A 15157-nucleotide genomic window follows, 5' to 3' on the forward strand; every position below is an offset into this window, starting at 1 on the left:
GGTGAAACCACCCCGCAGCCGTCACCCTTGAGGTGAGGACGGTGAGGCGCATGATCACGGTTGTCGGCTGGGACGGATCCGAGCTCTCGGCCAGGGCGGTCGGCAAACTGCGGGAGGCCAGGCTCGTCGTGGGCCCCGACGCCGTTCTCGGGCAGCTCCAGCTCACCGCGGCCACCGCGGCCGACGGAGCGCTGCTGGAAGCCCTGGACGACCACCTGGAGCACGGCGAAGGCCCCGCGGTCGTGCTCACGCACGGCGACCCCGGCTTCTTCGGCGTCGTCCGCAGACTCAGGGCGCACGGCCTCAAACCGGACGTGGTGCCCGCCACCTCGCTCGTCACCCGCGCCTTCGCCTGCGCCGGGCTCAACTGGGAGGACGCGCTGGTCGTCGCCCCGTCAGGCCCGCGCCAGCTCAACAAGGCCGTCAACGCCTGCCGCGCCCACCCCAAGGTCGCGCTGCTGGTCGCGCCCGGCGTCGGCCCCGGCGAGATCGCCAGGGAGCTGGCGCCCACCACGCCCCGCGCCCTCATCGTGTGCGAGGACCTCGGCGGGCCCGACGAGCGCGTCACGCACAGCCGCATGGGCGAGGCCACCACCCGGCCGTGGAAGGACCCCGACGTGGTCCTCGTCATCGACCCGCTGCACCAGCCCAAGGAGCCGGGCTGGGTGGCGGGCGCGCAGCCGGGGCCGTCGGAGTGGGCGCTGCCGTTCGAGGGCGGGATGCCGCCCGAGGCGCGGGCGTACGTGCTGGCCAAGCTCGGCCCCCGGCTCGGCGACCTGGTGTGGGACGTCGGCGCCGGCGCCGGCCAGATCGCCGTCGAGTGCGCCCGGCTGGGCGCCGCCGTGATGGCCGTCGAACGCGACGAGGAACGCTGCGCCGCGCTGCGCGCCAACGTGCTCGAACACGGCGTGAAAGTGGCGCTGACCAGGGGGCAGGCGCCGCCCGCGCTGGAGCCGCTGCCCGACCCCGACGCCGTCTTCGTGGGCGGCGGCGGCCTCGACGTGATCGTGGCCTGCGCCGCCAGGGGCCCGCGCGTCCTCGTGTGCGCGCTGCGCAAGGTCGAGCAGGTCGCCGGCGTGCTCGGACGGCTGCGCGAGCAGGGCTACCACGGCGAGGGCACTCAGATCCTGGCCTCCAAGCTGGTGCTCGACCCCGACGGCTCCCACAGCCTGGCCGCCGCCGACCCGGTCTTCGTGGTGCACGCGACACCTGCGCACACAGCGTGACCACCCCTGCCTTCGTGGCGGGCGCGCGATGCCTGCGCACACAGCGTGACCTGTTCCGCACACCGGCGCATCGGTTATCCTCGCGTGTCTTTGTCCACCGCACCGGAGAACCCTCACGATGAAGCCGCCGCTCCTGCTGATCGGGCAGGGCTCCCAGGATGACGCCTACGCCGCCGAGTTCGGCAGGTTCGTACACCGCCTGCGCTGCCGTCTCGACCAGTCGGGCGCCGACGTGTCGGGGGGTTACCTGGAGCGGGCCACGCCGCGGCTGAGCGACTCCGTCGCCTCCCTCGTCGCGCGGGGACACCACCGGCTCGTGGCGCTGCCGCTCAGCCTCAGCAGGGTGGGCGAGGAGTTCCCCGCCGCGATGGCGCTGGAGCAGCAGCGCCACCCCACGCTGATGTACGACTACGGCCGCCCGCTCGGCCCCGACCCGCGCGTGCTCGCGCTGCTGGCCGAGCGGCTCAACGAGGCCGCCGCCGAGCTGTCCAAGCCGCGCGCCCTGGAGCTGGCCGGAGCCAGGCCCCGGCTGCGCGCCGTCGACTCCCCGCCCGCCGAGGACCTCTACCAGCACATCGAGCCGGGGGAGACCGCCGTCGTGCTGGTCGGCGAGGGCTCCACCGACGCCACGGCCAACGCCGAGATCCACCGCGTCTCCCGGCTGTTCTGGGAGACGCACGCCTACGACTTCATGACCGTCGAGACGGCCTTCGTCTCCGTCACCCCTCCCGGGGTGCCCGGCGGGCTGGAGCGCTGCCGCCGGCTCGGGGCCAAGCGGGTCATCGTGGTGCCGTACCTGCTGTTCGCGGGCGGGCTGCTGGAGCGGGTCTGGGCGCAGGCGCTGGCGTACGGCGCCGGGCACCCCGACCTCGACATCCGCTGCGCCGAGGTGATCGGCGACTGCGAGATCCTTGCGGACGTCGTGATCGACCGCTACGAGGAAGCGCTCCAACTCGTTCCGTAATGTGGAGGTTCCGTGTTCGCTGAGACGCTGGCGGCGATCCGTCCCGCCGACCCGCGGGTGCTCGCCGAGGCCCGCGCCCACCAGGACCGCCTCACCAAGCCGCGCGGCTCGCTCGGCGTGCTGGAGGACGTCGCCGTACGCCTGGCGGGCGCGGCCGGCGCCTGCCCGCCGCCCATGCCGGAGCCCGCGGCCCTGGCCATCTTCGCCGCCGACCACGGCGTGCACGCGCGCGGCGTCAGCCCGTGGCCGCAGGAGGTCACGGTGCAGATGGTGAGCAACTTCCTGGCCGGCGGCGCCGTCGCCAACGCCTTCGCCGCCCAGGCCGGGGCGTCGGTGACCGTCGTGGACGTGGGCGTCGCCGCCGACCTGCCCGACGCGCCCGACCTGGTCAACCACAAGATCGCGTACGGCACCGCCGACCTGTCGCAGGGCCCCGCCATGACCGTCGACCAGGCCGTCCAGGCGCTGGAGGCGGGCATTCTGGTGGCCAGGGACCTGGTCGCCAAGGGCGCGCGCTGCCTGATCACCGGCGACATGGGCATCGCCAACACCACCGCCTCGGCCGCGCTCGTCTCGGCCTTCACCGGCAAGGACCCGGCCGAGGTGACAGGGCGGGGCACGGGCATCGACGACGAGACGTACCAGCTCAAGGTCGGCATCGTCCGTGCGGCCCTGCGCGTGAACGCGGTGACCGAGCCCGCCTCCTCGCCCAGCGAGACGCTGCGGGCGCTGGCGGCGGTCGGCGGGTTCGAGCACGCGGCCATCGCGGGCTTCATCCTGGGCGGCGCGGCCCTGCGCGTGCCGGTGATTCTCGACGGCGTGATCGCCGGAGCCGCCGCCCTGGTGGCCGCCGCGATGGACCCGGCCGCCGCGGACCACTGCGTGGCCGGCCACCGCTCGGCCGAGCCCGGCCACACCGCCGCGCTGGCCCACCTTGGCCTGCGCCCGCTGGTGGATCTGGAGCTCCGGCTCGGCGAGGGCACGGGCGGGCTGCTGGCGCACCCGATGGTGTGCGCGGCGGTGCGCGTGATGCACGACGTGGCGACGTTCGACTCGGCGGGAGTGACCGAAAAGCCCGTGTGATGATGGGGAAGTGTCTCGTTACGGATCCATGTTCGGCCCCGACATCACGTTCCTCGGGGTGGACCGCTGCGACGTGAACGACCCCGGAAGCTACGCGGACGCCGACGTGGTGATCATCGGCGCCCCGTTCGACGGCGGCACGTCGAACCGGCCGGGCGCCAGGTTCGGCCCCATGGCGCTGCGCCAGGCCTGTTACCTGCCGCACGACGGCTCCAGGCCCAGCCTCGCGCTGCGCGTGGACGCGCTGCGCGACCTGCGCGTGCTCGACGCCGGTGACGTGGAGTGCTACTCGGGTGACGTCGAGGGCTCGCTGGCGGCCATCGAGGAGGCCGTGCACAGGATCGCGTCCTCGGGGGCGATCCCGCTGGTGCTCGGCGGCGACCACACGGTGGCGCTGCCGGACGCGCGGGGGACCGCCAGGGCGCACGCGGCTGGGCGCACCTCGATGATCCACTTCGACGCGCACGCCGACACGGGCGACATCGCCTTCGGCCATCTCTACGGGCACGGCCAGCCGATGCGGCGGCTCATCGAGTCGGGGGCCATCAGGGGCGACAGGTTCCTGCAGATCGGCCTGCGCGGATACTGGCCGGAGCCGGAGACGCTCGGCTGGATGGCTCGGCAAAATATGCGTTCCTATGAAATGACCGAAATTGTGGCTCGCGGCCTTGACGAATGCCTGACCGAGTCCTTCGGCATCGCGCTCGACGAGTGCGACCAGATCTTCCTGTCCGTGGACATCGACGTCTGCGACCCCGGCCACGCCCCCGGCACAGGAACCCCCGAGCCGGGCGGCCTGACGGCCCGGCAGCTGCTCGACGCCGTGCGCCGGATCTGCTACGAGCTGCCGGTGGCAGGCATGGAGGTGGTCGAGGTGGCGCCGCCCTACGACCACGCCGACATCACGGCCTTCCTCGGCAACAGGGTTATCCTGGAGGCCCTGTCAGCGATGGCCAGACGCCGCAAGGACGACGAAGGCGGGCCTCGCTGGGATCCCCGGCAGCCTCTTCTTGACGGTCGTTAACCCGTGCGCAGCAAATGACGCATGCGGAGCCGGTAGGTTTACCTCCTAACACAACCTTCGCGAACGGGAGATTCCCCCCATGGGTCCCTACCTCCTCGGCCTGCGGCTTTCCGGCCGCCGGGTCCTCGTCGTGGGCGGCGGCCGCGTCGCGCAGCGACGGGTGCCCGCGCTGCTAGAGGCCGGTGCGGAGGTCACCGTCGTGTCACCCGGCGTCACCCCGGCCCTCGACGACCTGATCGCGGCAGGCCGGGTCACCTGGCACGACCGGCCCTACGAGGTCGGCGACTGCGACGGGGCCTGGCTCGTACAGGCCTGTACCGATGACAGGTCCGTCAACACCGCGGTCGCCGCCGAGGCGGAGGCCAAGCGCGTGTGGTGCGTGCGCGCCGACGACAAGGACGCCTCCGCCGCCTGGACGCCCGCCACCGGGCGGGTCGACGAGATCGGCGTCGCCGTCACCGCGGGCGGCGACCCGCGCCGCGCCGCCGGCATCAGGGACGCCGTCGTCGAGGCGCTGCGCGACGGCACCGTCGACGCCCGGCGCAACCGCACCAAACCGGTCGGCGTCGCCCTCGTCGGCGGCGGCCCCGGCGACCCCGGCCTCATCACCGTCCGCGGGCGCCAGCTCCTCGCCCAGGCCGACGTGGTGGTCGCCGACCGGCTCGCACCCCGCGCCCTGCTCGACGAGCTCGCCCCCGACGTCGAGCTCATCGACGCCGCCAAGGTGCCCTACGGCCGCTCGCTGTCCCAGGAGACGATCAACGAGCTGCTCGTCGACCGCGCCAGGCAGGGCAAGTTCGTCGTCCGGCTCAAGGGCGGAGACTCCTTCGTGTTCGGCCGCGGCGGCGAGGAGATGATCGCCTGCGCGGAGGCCGGCATCCCCGTCCTGGTCGTCCCCGGCCTCACCAGCGCCGTCGCCGTCCCCGCCGCCGCCGGCGTGCCCGTCACCCACCGCGGCGTCAGCCAGGAGTTCCACGTCATCTCCGTGCACGTCGCGCCCGACGACCCCAAGTCCACCGTCGACTGGCCCGGCCTGGCCCGTTCCCAGGGCACGCTGGTGCTCCTCATGGCCGTCGAACGCCTCGCGAAGGTCGCCGAAGCCCTCGTCCGCGACGGACGTTCGCCGGAGACTCCCGTAATGGTGGTACAGGACGGTACCCTTCCGACCCAGCGGGCGGTCACCGCTTCGCTTTCCACCGTGGCCGACCGCGTGTCCGCGGCTGGGATACGGCCGCCGGCGATCGTCATCGTCGGCGACGTCGTGCGGGTCGGCCAGGAGGTCGAGATGGTACGAGCGGAGCGCTTGCCGTGAACACGGCCATGGATGACGGGCGGCACGAGTCACCCGGTGAGCAGACGTTGAGCTTCCCGCCGGTGACGGACGAGGATCTCGACGCCGAGGTCCGGGGCGACCGCGCTCCCTCGCGGGGCGCCCGCGACGAGCGGCCCTCCGGCGGTGAGGCGCCTGCGGACACGCCGGGTGAGCAGGACGTGGGCGAGGAGCCGCCTGCGCGGCGGCCCTCCCTCTTCGAGAAGCCGGCCATTCTGCGGCAGCCGCGGGCGGGCGACGAGCCGCCTGCGGCCTGGGGAGGGGAGGGGGCCTCCGGGCGGCCGTCCCTGTTCGTGAGACCGGCGGCCCATACGGAGCCCGATGCCGATGCCGGGGCTGATGCCGATGCCGCCTCCGACGCCTCCGACACCGATGCCACCTCCGGCCCATCCGACGCCGCCGACGACGCTGCCTCCGATGCCGAAGCTCCGTCCGAGGCCGCCTCTGACGCTGCCTCCGATGCCGAAGCTCCGTCCGAGGCCGCCTCTGACGCTGCCTCCGATGCCGAAGCTCCGTCCGAGGCCGCCTCTGACGCCGCCTCTGACGCCGCCTCTGACGCCGAAGCTCCGTCCGAGGCCGAGGCCGAGGCCGAGGCCGCGTCCGAAGACGAGCCCGACACGACCCCCGAGGCGAGCACCGAGACCGACGGCGCTCCAGAGCCCGACCCGGACCCCACCCCCGAGCCCGAGGACTCAACCGCACCCCAGCCAGGTGAAACCCTGGAGGAGCTCCCGGCAGAGGCCGCCGAAGCCCTCATGACCGCCCTGGCCACCCTCCGCGAGAGCGTCTGCGACCTCCGCTTCGGCCTCGACCTCCCCGGCTCGGAGGAGGCGAAGCAGGCCAGGTCCGACCTCCTGGCCCAGCTCGAGAACTACGTCCTGCCCCGGGTCAGAACCCGCACCGCCCCCGCCCTCATCGTGATCGCCGGCTCCACGGGCGCAGGCAAGAGCACCCTGGTCAACAGCCTCGCCGAGAAGAACGTCTCACGCACCGGCGTACGCCGCCCGACCACCGGCACCCCGGTCCTGGTCTGCCACCCGGAGGACCACGAGTGGTTCGCCCAGGGCGAGCTGCTCGGCGGCCTCGAACGTCTCGACAAGCCGTCCCCGGAGGCGGGCCTGGGCAGCCTGGTCATCGTCGCGACCGAGAAGCTCCCGCAGGGCGTCGCGCTGCTCGACACGCCGGACATCGACTCGGTGGTCGAGGAGCACCACGAGATCGCGCACCGCATGCTCGACGCCGCCGACCTGTGGATCTTCGTCACCACGGCCGCCCGCTACGCCGACGCCCCCGCCTGGAACCTGCTGCGCCTGGCCAAGGAGCGCGGCGCCCGCCTGGCGATCGTCCTGTCGCGGGTGCAGGAGCGTTCCGCCGACGTGGTGCTGAAGCACTTCGTCCGCATGCTCACCGAGTACGGTCTGGGCGACATCGACCGGTTCGTCATCCAGGAGGCGAAGGTGACCGACGGCCGGCTGCCCGACGCCGAGATGACCGACCTGCGGCTCTGGCTGGCCGAGCTGTCGGTGGACGAGGAGCGGCGGGCGCAGGCCGTCCGCGAGACGCTCAACGGCGTGCTCAACAGCTTCCGCACCCGCGTGCCCGCGCTGGCCAAGCACCTGGAGGCGCAGGTCGCGTTCAGGGCCGAGCTGCGCAGCGACGTGGAGGCGGCGTTCCTGCGCGCGCTCAGCGAGATCGACAAGGCCTCCAGGAACGGCTCCCTGCTGCACGGCGAGGTGCTCGCCCGCTGGCAGGACTTCGCGGGGTCCGGCGACCTCGTACGGTCGCTGCAGCTGCGCAAGCGCGGACGGGCGGCCAAGCAGGCGCCTGAGCGGGTGCTGGCGTTCAAGGCGGCGATTCGCACCGGGCTGGAGTCCGTCATCGTCGCCGCCGCCACCCGCGCGTGCGAGGAGGTGGTGGCGCGCTGGCGGCACCGCGCCGAGCTGGGGGCCAAGCTGGGGGAGGACCTCGACCGGCCGTCCGACGATCTCGTCCGGCACACGGGGCGGGCGATCGCGTCCTGGCAGGAGCACCTGGGCGAGCTGGTACGCACGGAAGGCGTCGCCAAGCGGTCGGTGTCGAAGCTGGTGTCGTTCGATCCCGAGTCGCTCGCCCTGATCTTCATGGTCGCCATGTTCAGCGGCGGCAACGGTGAAGGGGTGCCGCACCGGCTGGTCAACGCCCTGCTCGGCGCCGAGTCGCTGCGCGGCATCGGGGCCAAGGCGCTCAGCGACCTGCGGGCCAGGATCGGCATGCTGTTCGACGAGGAGGCCATGCGTTACGTGCAGGCGCTCGACTCCGCGGGCGTTCCAGACGAGTCCGTCGCGACCCGCCTCTACCAGGCAACGTACAACCTTGAGGTCGCTCGATGACCACCACGACCACCAGACCGGGGCTTGCTCCGCGGCTGACCGCGCTCACCAGGGTGGTGGAGCTGGGCCCGGGGCGGCTGGACAAGCCGCTGCTCGCCGAGGCCGGCACGCTGCTGCAGCGGGCGGGCAACCGGCTCAAGCTGTCCTCCGAGCACACCGTCGTCGCCCTCGCGGGCGGCACGGGCAGCGGCAAGTCGTCGCTGTTCAACGCGCTGTCGGGGCTGGAGCTGTCGCCGACCGGCGTACGCAGGCCGACCACCGCCCGTACGCACGCCTGCGTGTGGGGGCTGGAGGGCGCGGGGCCGCTGCTCGACTGGCTGCAGATCCAGTGGCGGCACCGCTTCTCGCGGGCCAGCGCGCTCGACAAGGCCGACAGCCAGCTCAACGGGCTGATCCTGCTCGACCTGCCCGACCACGACTCGATCAGGGCACTCACCGACACCGAGGCCGACCGGCTCATCGGCCTGGCCGACCTGGTGGTGTGGGTGCTGGACCCGCAGAAGTACGCCGACGCCTCCACGCACCGCCGCTACGTGACGGAGCTGGCGGGGCACGAGGCCGTCACCGTGTTCGCGCTCAACCAGGCCGACCGGCTGACCGCCGAGGAGCTGGCCGAGCTGGTCATCGACCTCAACGACCTGCTGCGCAGGGAAGGCGTCGAGCACCCGAGCGTCGTACCGACCTCCGCCGTCACAGGCCGCGGCATCGAGAGCCTCAAGAGCGTCATCGCCACCGCGGTCGCCCGGCGGCGGGCCGCCATCCAGAAGCTCGAAGCCGACCTGCAGCGGCTGGAGCAGAAGCTCGGCAAGGCCATGCCGCTGGGGGAGGCGCTGTCCGCGCCGTCGTCGGTCGACGAGGCCCGAAGGATGGGCCTGACCGACGCGCTGTGCGACGCGGTCGGCGTGCCGGCGGTGGGCGAGGCCATGGAGAACGTGTACGCGGAACGGTCGAGCCGCTGGGTGGGCTGGCCGTACTCGCGCTGGATCGGCAAGCTGCGCGGCGACCCGCTGAAGAGCCTGCGGCTGGACGACGTGAGCGACGAGATTCGCGGCATCTCCACCTCCTCGGTCAGCGCCCAGTCGGCCGAGGTATCCAACGCGGTCCAGGCGCTGGCCGACGGGCTGTCCATGGGCATGCACCCGGTGTGGCGCACGGCCGTCCACCAGGCGGCCAGGTCCCGCTCCACCCAGCTCCCGCAGGCCCTCACGGAGGACCTCGCCGAGGTGGCGCCGCAGCTCGACCGCGTGCCGGGCTGGTGGCGGGCGCTCAAGGTGTGGCAGTACTTCCTGGTGGTGGCGTTCGTCGCCGGCCTGGCCTGGCTCGCGGTCGGCCTCCTCATGCCCGGCCAGCTCCCGCCGTCCCTGGAACTCCTGGGTGACACGGCGACGCTGCCGTGGGTGGGGCTGATGATGGCCTCCGTACTCGGCCTAGGTGCCCTGTCGGGCATCGCGTCCCGCAACTTCGTGGAGCTGGGGGCCTCGCGGGAGCGGGAGCGCCTCGAACGCGAGATGCGCCGCAGGGTCGCGGCCGTGGCGACCACGATGGTGGTGGAGCCGGTGGAGCGGGAGCTGGGGCGGCACCATGCCTTCTACACGGCTTTGAGGGATCTGTCGGTGTGAGACGTCGGCGCCGGCACCCCTGACCTCGTCCGGCGCCGTCCTCCACCCTCCCCCTCACCCGCCGGGCACCTTCCACCCCCCCCCTCACCCGCCGAGCGTCCTCCACCCTCCCCCTCCCCCGCCGAGCGTCTTCCACCCTCCCCCTCACCCGCCGAGCGTCTTCCACCTCCCTCCACACCCGCCGCCCACCCCAAGCACTTTCATCCACAGTCACCGCCACCCCAGCCCCCTTCCCACACCGCGATCGCCACGCTTCCTCCACAGCCGTCGCGACCCCAGCAGCCCTTCCCCCACAGCCCTCCCGGCCCCAAGCACCCTCCCTCCACAGAACCCCGCTCGGCCCCCTCCACCCCCCTCCCTCCACGGCACCGTGTTCCTCAGACCGCGGGCAGCCGGCCCGCCACATGGGAGGCACGGGACAAATGAACGACATCTACATCACACTCACCGGCAACGTCGCAGCAGAGCCCAGGCAGTACAGCTTCGACGAAGGCATCAAGGTCACCTCACTGCGGGTGCTCACCACGCACCGCTACTTCGACAAGCGAACAGGCCAGTGGCTGGACGGCGAGAAGGTCTGCTTCACGGTCCGCTGCTGGCGCGCACTGGGCGAGAACGTCGCAGCCTCCATCCGCGCGGGCCACCCCGTGGTGGTGTCAGGCAAACTCCGCATCAGGGAGTTCGGCGCAGACGGCGACCGCCGCTTCATGCCGGAGATCGAAGCAAGCGCGGTAGGCCACGACCTGCGCTGGGGCACCGGCGCCTTCACCAAGCCGGAACGCGGCGGCTCCGGCGCGGTGAGCAAGGAGATGCGCGAACGCCTGGACGAGGAAACCCGCGACTGGGCCATGGGCCCCCGCCCCCAACGCTCCCTGACCCGCTCCGGCGCCCGCGAAGAACCCAACCCCTTCCACACAGCAGACGCCGACCACGGCCAGCCCCTGCCCACCGAAGACGGCCCCCTCCACCCGTCCGTCTCCGAAGCCGCACCATCCACCGAACCGCCGAACACCCTCACCCCGGCAGCCCTGAACACTCCGACCTCGAACGACGACACCGCCCACCCCTTGCAGCCGATGCGAACCACCGCGCGACCGCTGGCCCTGGACGGCGACGTTCCGCCCACGTCCGACGGCAGCCCGGCACGAAAGCGAGGACCGAAGTCCGGCACCATCCGCACACTCAGCGCAGAAGGCAGCACCATCCGAGCCTTGGACCGCGAAGCCGACGACAGCACAGGCCGCGACGCCCAAGGCAGGGCCGGCGACGCCCAAGGCAGCGCTGGCAACGCCCAAGGCCGGCCCGGCAACGCGCAAACCAAGGCCCGCGACGCGGACCTCAACGCCCATGCCACGGATGCGAATGCCCGCGACGTGGCAGGCACAGAACGCGACGCGGACGGCAAGACAGCCGGCGAGGACGACAAGCGCCTGACGATGGCGGGGAAGGCCGCAGCCTAACCACCGCACGACGAAGTGCAGGGGCGCCGACCACGCTACGGCGCCCCAGCCCTTACTACGGTTCCTCCCCTTGGCGGCGAAGGCGCGCGCGGCTCGATGAGCGCCGCAGTGAAGGCAGGCAGCCTGAGGGCAAAAGGGACGGAAGACGCCCAAACCCACGGAGAAAGCCGCAGTAAACAGCCGGAATGTCCAGCACGAAGGAGACGCAGGGAAAACAGCCGGATTGGAGGGGGGAGGGGGCACCGGCCGGGTCCCGTTAACACCCCGAGGGGCGGCCGATGGTGTGTTGTCCGCGTCAGATGGCTAGAGCATCTGTCAGGTCCAGGTCACGCCCCGCACCATGGCTGCTCCTTTCCAGCACGACTCCTTTTTCACGGCCCGCCCACAAAAGTGAGCAGGTGTGGTCACTGCCAACGTATCGGTTCCCATCGCACAACGCACACTCCGCAATTATTGTGTTACACATCGTTAGTCAGAGAGGAGACGAGATGGCGGTGACCAGTCACGTATCGATCAAGTCTCGCGACAGTGTGTTAACGCTGGCCGACCGCTGGCCGTTGCTAGGGCAACGTCGGCCGCTTGTGGTCTATTTGTGCGCGATCGTAGCTCTTGACCTTGCTGCGATCGCGGCGCTCTCGGCGTCCACCGTCTTCACGTGGCGGGACGCGCTCACCTTCGCCGCCCTCATGGGCTGCGGTGCGGTGTGCATCGAGGCGAGCCGCCGGCTGGGGATGCCCGCCGGTGTGTCGCGTGACCTCTTGTCGGCTTGGTGGTTGCCGGTGGCGCTGCTCCTGCCCCCGGTCTATGCCCTTTTCGCGCCTATCGTTCTGCAAGTACTGCTCCAGGTGCGCGTGCGGGCCACGGTGGTCTATCGGCGGGTGTTCAGCTCCGCGGCCATCGGCTTGGCCGGGTGTACGGCGTCCATCGTGTTCCACGCTCTCGTGGCCGATCCATGGGTGCTGTCGCAGGGCGGCAGCCCGCCGATCCTCTGCGCGGTGGCGGCCGCCGTGCTCTTCTCCCTGCTCAACATCGCCCTCATCGCCATCGCCGCCCACACTGCCAACCCCGACAGCGCCTGGCGCGAGGTGCTGTGGGACAGGGAAAGCGTGATGCTCGACGTCGTCGAGCTCTGCCTGGGCGTCATCGTCTCCATCGGCTGCAGCCTCAACCTGGGCCTGCTGATCCTCGCGCTCCCGCCCGTGGTCCTCCTGCAACGCAGCCTCCTGCACGCCCAGCTTCAGGCCGCGGCCCGCACCGACGCCAAGACGGGGCTGCTCAACGCGGCGGCCTGGCAGCGCGAGGCCGACACCGAGATCGTCCGGGCCCGCCGCACCGGCGAGACCTTGGCGCTCCTGATCATCGACATCGACCACTTCAAACGCGTCAACGACGCCCACGGCCACCTCGTCGGCGACCAGGTTCTGGTCGGGGTGGCCTCCATGCTGCGCAGCCAGCTTCGCGACTATGACGTGGTGGGGCGGTTCGGTGGTGAGGAGTTCGTGGTTCTGCTGCCGGGGGCCGACATCGACGAGGCCCGCCGTGTGGCTGAACGGCTGCGCGTCCGCATCGGGCACATGGCCATTCCCGTGGACGACACGCTTGTCCGGGTGACGATCTCGGCTGGGGTGGCGTTGATGAGCGTGCACGGTGATGACCTGATCGATTTGCTGACGGCGGCTGATCTGGCTCTTTATCGCGCCAAGGAGCTTGGTCGAGATCGCGTCTGTATCCCCGCTGTCCAGCCTCCGCCCCCGTCCCTGCCCAACGACCCCTCGACCTCATAGCAGGCTTCTCGCTGTGGAAGGCGTCCCTGCACGTCGTCCGCCCTCGCACGTCGTCCGCCCTCGCATGTCGTCTGCCCTCGCATGTCGTCTGCCCTCGCATGTCGTCTGCCCTCGCATGTCGTCTGCCCTCGCATGTCGTCTGCCCTCGCATGTCGTCCGCCCTCGCATGTCGTCCGCCCTCGCACGTCGTCCACCTCCGCACGTCGTCCACCTCCGCTCATGTCCTCGTGCCCTTCGCACGTCCTGGTGCCCCTCGCGCGTCTTCGGGCTTTGCGCGCACCGAGCCCCCGCGCAGGCCCCGCATCTTCGTCTCTGTGCGCCTACGAGTCTGTGCGCGTCCTTGGGCTTCTCCAGGTTGCGTGCGTACGGGCCCCGCGCGTCCGAGGCAGGCAGACCGTACGAACGGGATGGGGTCGCCCGCGCGCATGAGGCCCAGGCGCGCGTGAGACGACCGAGATGCCGCCTACGCGCCGCACCCACGCACCCCCGGAGCCCCCCGCAACCAGAGGCTCCATCACGGGGGAAAGGCGGCGACGAGGGAGGAGCGGCGGAAGCCTGGGTTGGGAGCCCCTAAGCTAGAGGGCATGCCGGAGTACATCTACACGCTGCAGCGCGTGCGCAAGGCGCACGGCGACAAGGTTGTGCTTGACGACGTCACGCTGTCGTTCCTGCCCGGAGCCAAGATCGGTGTTCTGGGGCCGAACGGCACAGGGAAGTCGACGCTGCTCCGGATGATGGCCGGCCTGGAGCAGCCGTCCAACGGTGATGCCAAGCTGATGCCGGGCTTCACGGTGGGCATGCTTCAGCAGGAGCCGCCGCTCAACGAGGAGAAGACCGTCCTCGGCAACGTGCAGGAGGGTGTCGCCGAGACGATGGCGATGCTCCAGCGCTACAACGACATCGCCGAGCAGATGGCCACCGACTACAGCGACGAGTTGCTGGACGAGATGGGCAAGCTGCAGGAGCAGCTTGAGCACCGCAACGCATGGGATCTCGACAGTCAGCTTGAGCAGGCCATGGACGCGCTGCGCTGCCCGCCGCCCGAGGCCGAGGTGTCGAAGCTGTCCGGTGGTGAGCGGCGCCGGGTCGCGCTGTGCAAGCTGCTGCTGGAGGCGCCCGACCTGCTGCTGCTCGACGAGCCCACCAACCACCTCGACGCCGAGAGCGTGCAGTGGCTGGAGTCGCACCTGGAGAAGTACGCGGGCACCGTGCTGGCCGTCACCCACGACCGGTACTTCCTCGACAACGTCGCCACCTGGATCCTCGAGCTCGACCGGGGCCGGTGCTACCCGTACGAGGGCAACTACTCGACGTACCTCGACATGAAGGCGCAGCGGCTCAAGGTCGAGGGCCAGAAGGACGCCAAGCGCAAGAAGCGCCTGGAAGATGAGCTGGAGTGGGTTCGGTCGAACCCCAAGGCCCGCCAGACCAAGAGCAAGGCTCGACTCCAGCGGTACGAGGAGATGGCCGCCGAGGCCGACAAGTACCGCAAGCTGGACTTCGAGGAGATCCAGATCCCGCCGGGCCCGCGCCTGGGCACCACGGTGATCAGGTCCGACCAGCTCACCAAGGGCTTCGGCGAGCGGCTGCTGATGGAGAACCTGACGTTCGACCTGCCGCGTAACGGCATCGTCGGCATCATCGGCCCCAACGGCGTCGGCAAGACCACGCTGTTCCGCATGATCACCGGCGGTGAGACCCCTGACACGGGATCGATCATCATCGGCGACACCGTGAAGATCTCCTACGCCGACCAGAGCCGGGGCGGCATCGACCCGGGTAAGAACGTCTGGGAGGTCGTCTCCGACGGGCTCGACCACATCAAGGTCGGCAACGTCGAGATGCCGTCGCGCGCGTACATCGCGGCGTTCGGGTTCAAGGGCCCCGACCAGCAGAAGAAGGCTGGGGTGCTGTCGGGCGGCGAGCGCAACCGGCTCAACCTGGCGCTGACGCTCAAGCAGGGCGGCAACGTGCTGCTGCTGGACGAGCCCACCAACGACCTCGACACCGAGACGCTGTCGTCGCTGGAGAACGCGCTGCTCGACTTCCCGGGCTGCGCCGTGATCACCTCGCACGACCGGTGGTTCCTCGACCGCATCGCGACCCACATCCTGGCTTGGGAGGAAGGGTCCAACTGGTTCTGGTTCGAGGGGAACTATGCGGACTATGAGAAGAACAAGATCGAGCGGCTGGGTGCTGATGCTGCGCGGCCGCATCGGGTGACTTATCGGAAGTTGCACCGCGACTGAGGTCGGCTTCTTGGCTTGGGTGACGGCCCATGGACCATGCCACTGGCGG

Annotated in this window: 10 protein-coding genes; all 10 read left to right on the forward strand. The window is 71.1% G+C overall.

From position 1 onward, the window contains the following. Window positions 1-50 precede the first annotated feature (50 nt). The 10 genes from FXF51_RS38990 to ettA all read left to right on the forward strand — a co-directional run bounded on the left by FXF51_RS38990 (window position 51) and on the right by ettA (window position 15108). Entirely contained in the window at window positions 51-1226 is a 1176-nt protein-coding gene (locus FXF51_RS38990) for a precorrin-6Y C5,15-methyltransferase (decarboxylating) subunit CbiT (RefSeq protein ID WP_148439778.1), read from the forward strand. Window positions 1227-1344: 118 nt separating this feature from the next. Further along, window positions 1345-2190 carry a sirohydrochlorin chelatase gene (locus tag FXF51_RS38995; protein WP_148439779.1) on the forward strand — a complete coding sequence of 282 codons (846 nt, stop codon included), beginning with the start codon at window positions 1345-1347 and terminating at the stop codon, window positions 2188-2190. 12 nt (window positions 2191-2202) lie between these two features. Continuing rightward, window positions 2203-3273 carry a nicotinate-nucleotide--dimethylbenzimidazole phosphoribosyltransferase gene (gene cobT / locus FXF51_RS39000; protein WP_148439780.1) on the forward strand — a complete coding sequence of 357 codons (1071 nt, stop codon included), beginning with the start codon at window positions 2203-2205 and terminating at the stop codon, window positions 3271-3273. A 10-nt stretch (window positions 3274-3283) separates the two neighbouring features. Further along, window positions 3284-4297: an agmatinase gene (gene speB / locus FXF51_RS39005; RefSeq protein WP_148439781.1), complete on the forward strand. Its 1014-nt coding sequence runs from the start codon at window positions 3284-3286 to the stop codon at window positions 4295-4297. A gap of 79 nt (window positions 4298-4376) precedes the next feature. Next, window positions 4377-5609, forward strand: a complete 1233-nt coding sequence (gene cobA, locus FXF51_RS39010; RefSeq protein ID WP_148439782.1) for a uroporphyrinogen-III C-methyltransferase — start codon at window positions 4377-4379, stop codon at window positions 5607-5609. Beyond that, complete coding sequence (locus FXF51_RS39015; protein ID WP_262380112.1) at window positions 5606-7996, forward strand: dynamin family protein; 2391 nt, start codon at window positions 5606-5608, stop codon at window positions 7994-7996. Before cobA ends, FXF51_RS39015 begins: the two co-directional genes overlap by 4 nt. Beyond that, entirely contained in the window at window positions 7993-9615 is a 1623-nt protein-coding gene (locus FXF51_RS39020; protein WP_148439783.1) for a GTP-binding protein, read from the forward strand. Before FXF51_RS39015 ends, FXF51_RS39020 begins: the two co-directional genes overlap by 4 nt. A gap of 422 nt (window positions 9616-10037) precedes the next feature. Further along, window positions 10038-11075 (forward strand): single-stranded DNA-binding protein, encoded by a 1038-nt coding sequence (locus FXF51_RS39025; RefSeq protein ID WP_187414804.1) that lies wholly within the window; start codon window positions 10038-10040, stop codon window positions 11073-11075. Window positions 11076-11563: 488 nt separating this feature from the next. Then, entirely contained in the window at window positions 11564-12859 is a 1296-nt protein-coding gene (locus FXF51_RS39030; protein ID WP_148439785.1) for a GGDEF domain-containing protein, read from the forward strand. 584 nt (window positions 12860-13443) lie between these two features. Next, window positions 13444-15108, forward strand: coding sequence for an energy-dependent translational throttle protein EttA (ettA, locus tag FXF51_RS39035; protein WP_148439786.1), 1665 nt, complete (start codon window positions 13444-13446; stop codon window positions 15106-15108). Window positions 15109-15157 lie beyond the last annotated feature (49 nt).

It is taken from the genome of Nonomuraea sp. PA05 (assembly GCF_008086045.1).
In the GTDB taxonomy this organism is placed as follows: Bacteria; Actinomycetota; Actinomycetes; order Streptosporangiales; family Streptosporangiaceae; genus Nonomuraea; species Nonomuraea monospora.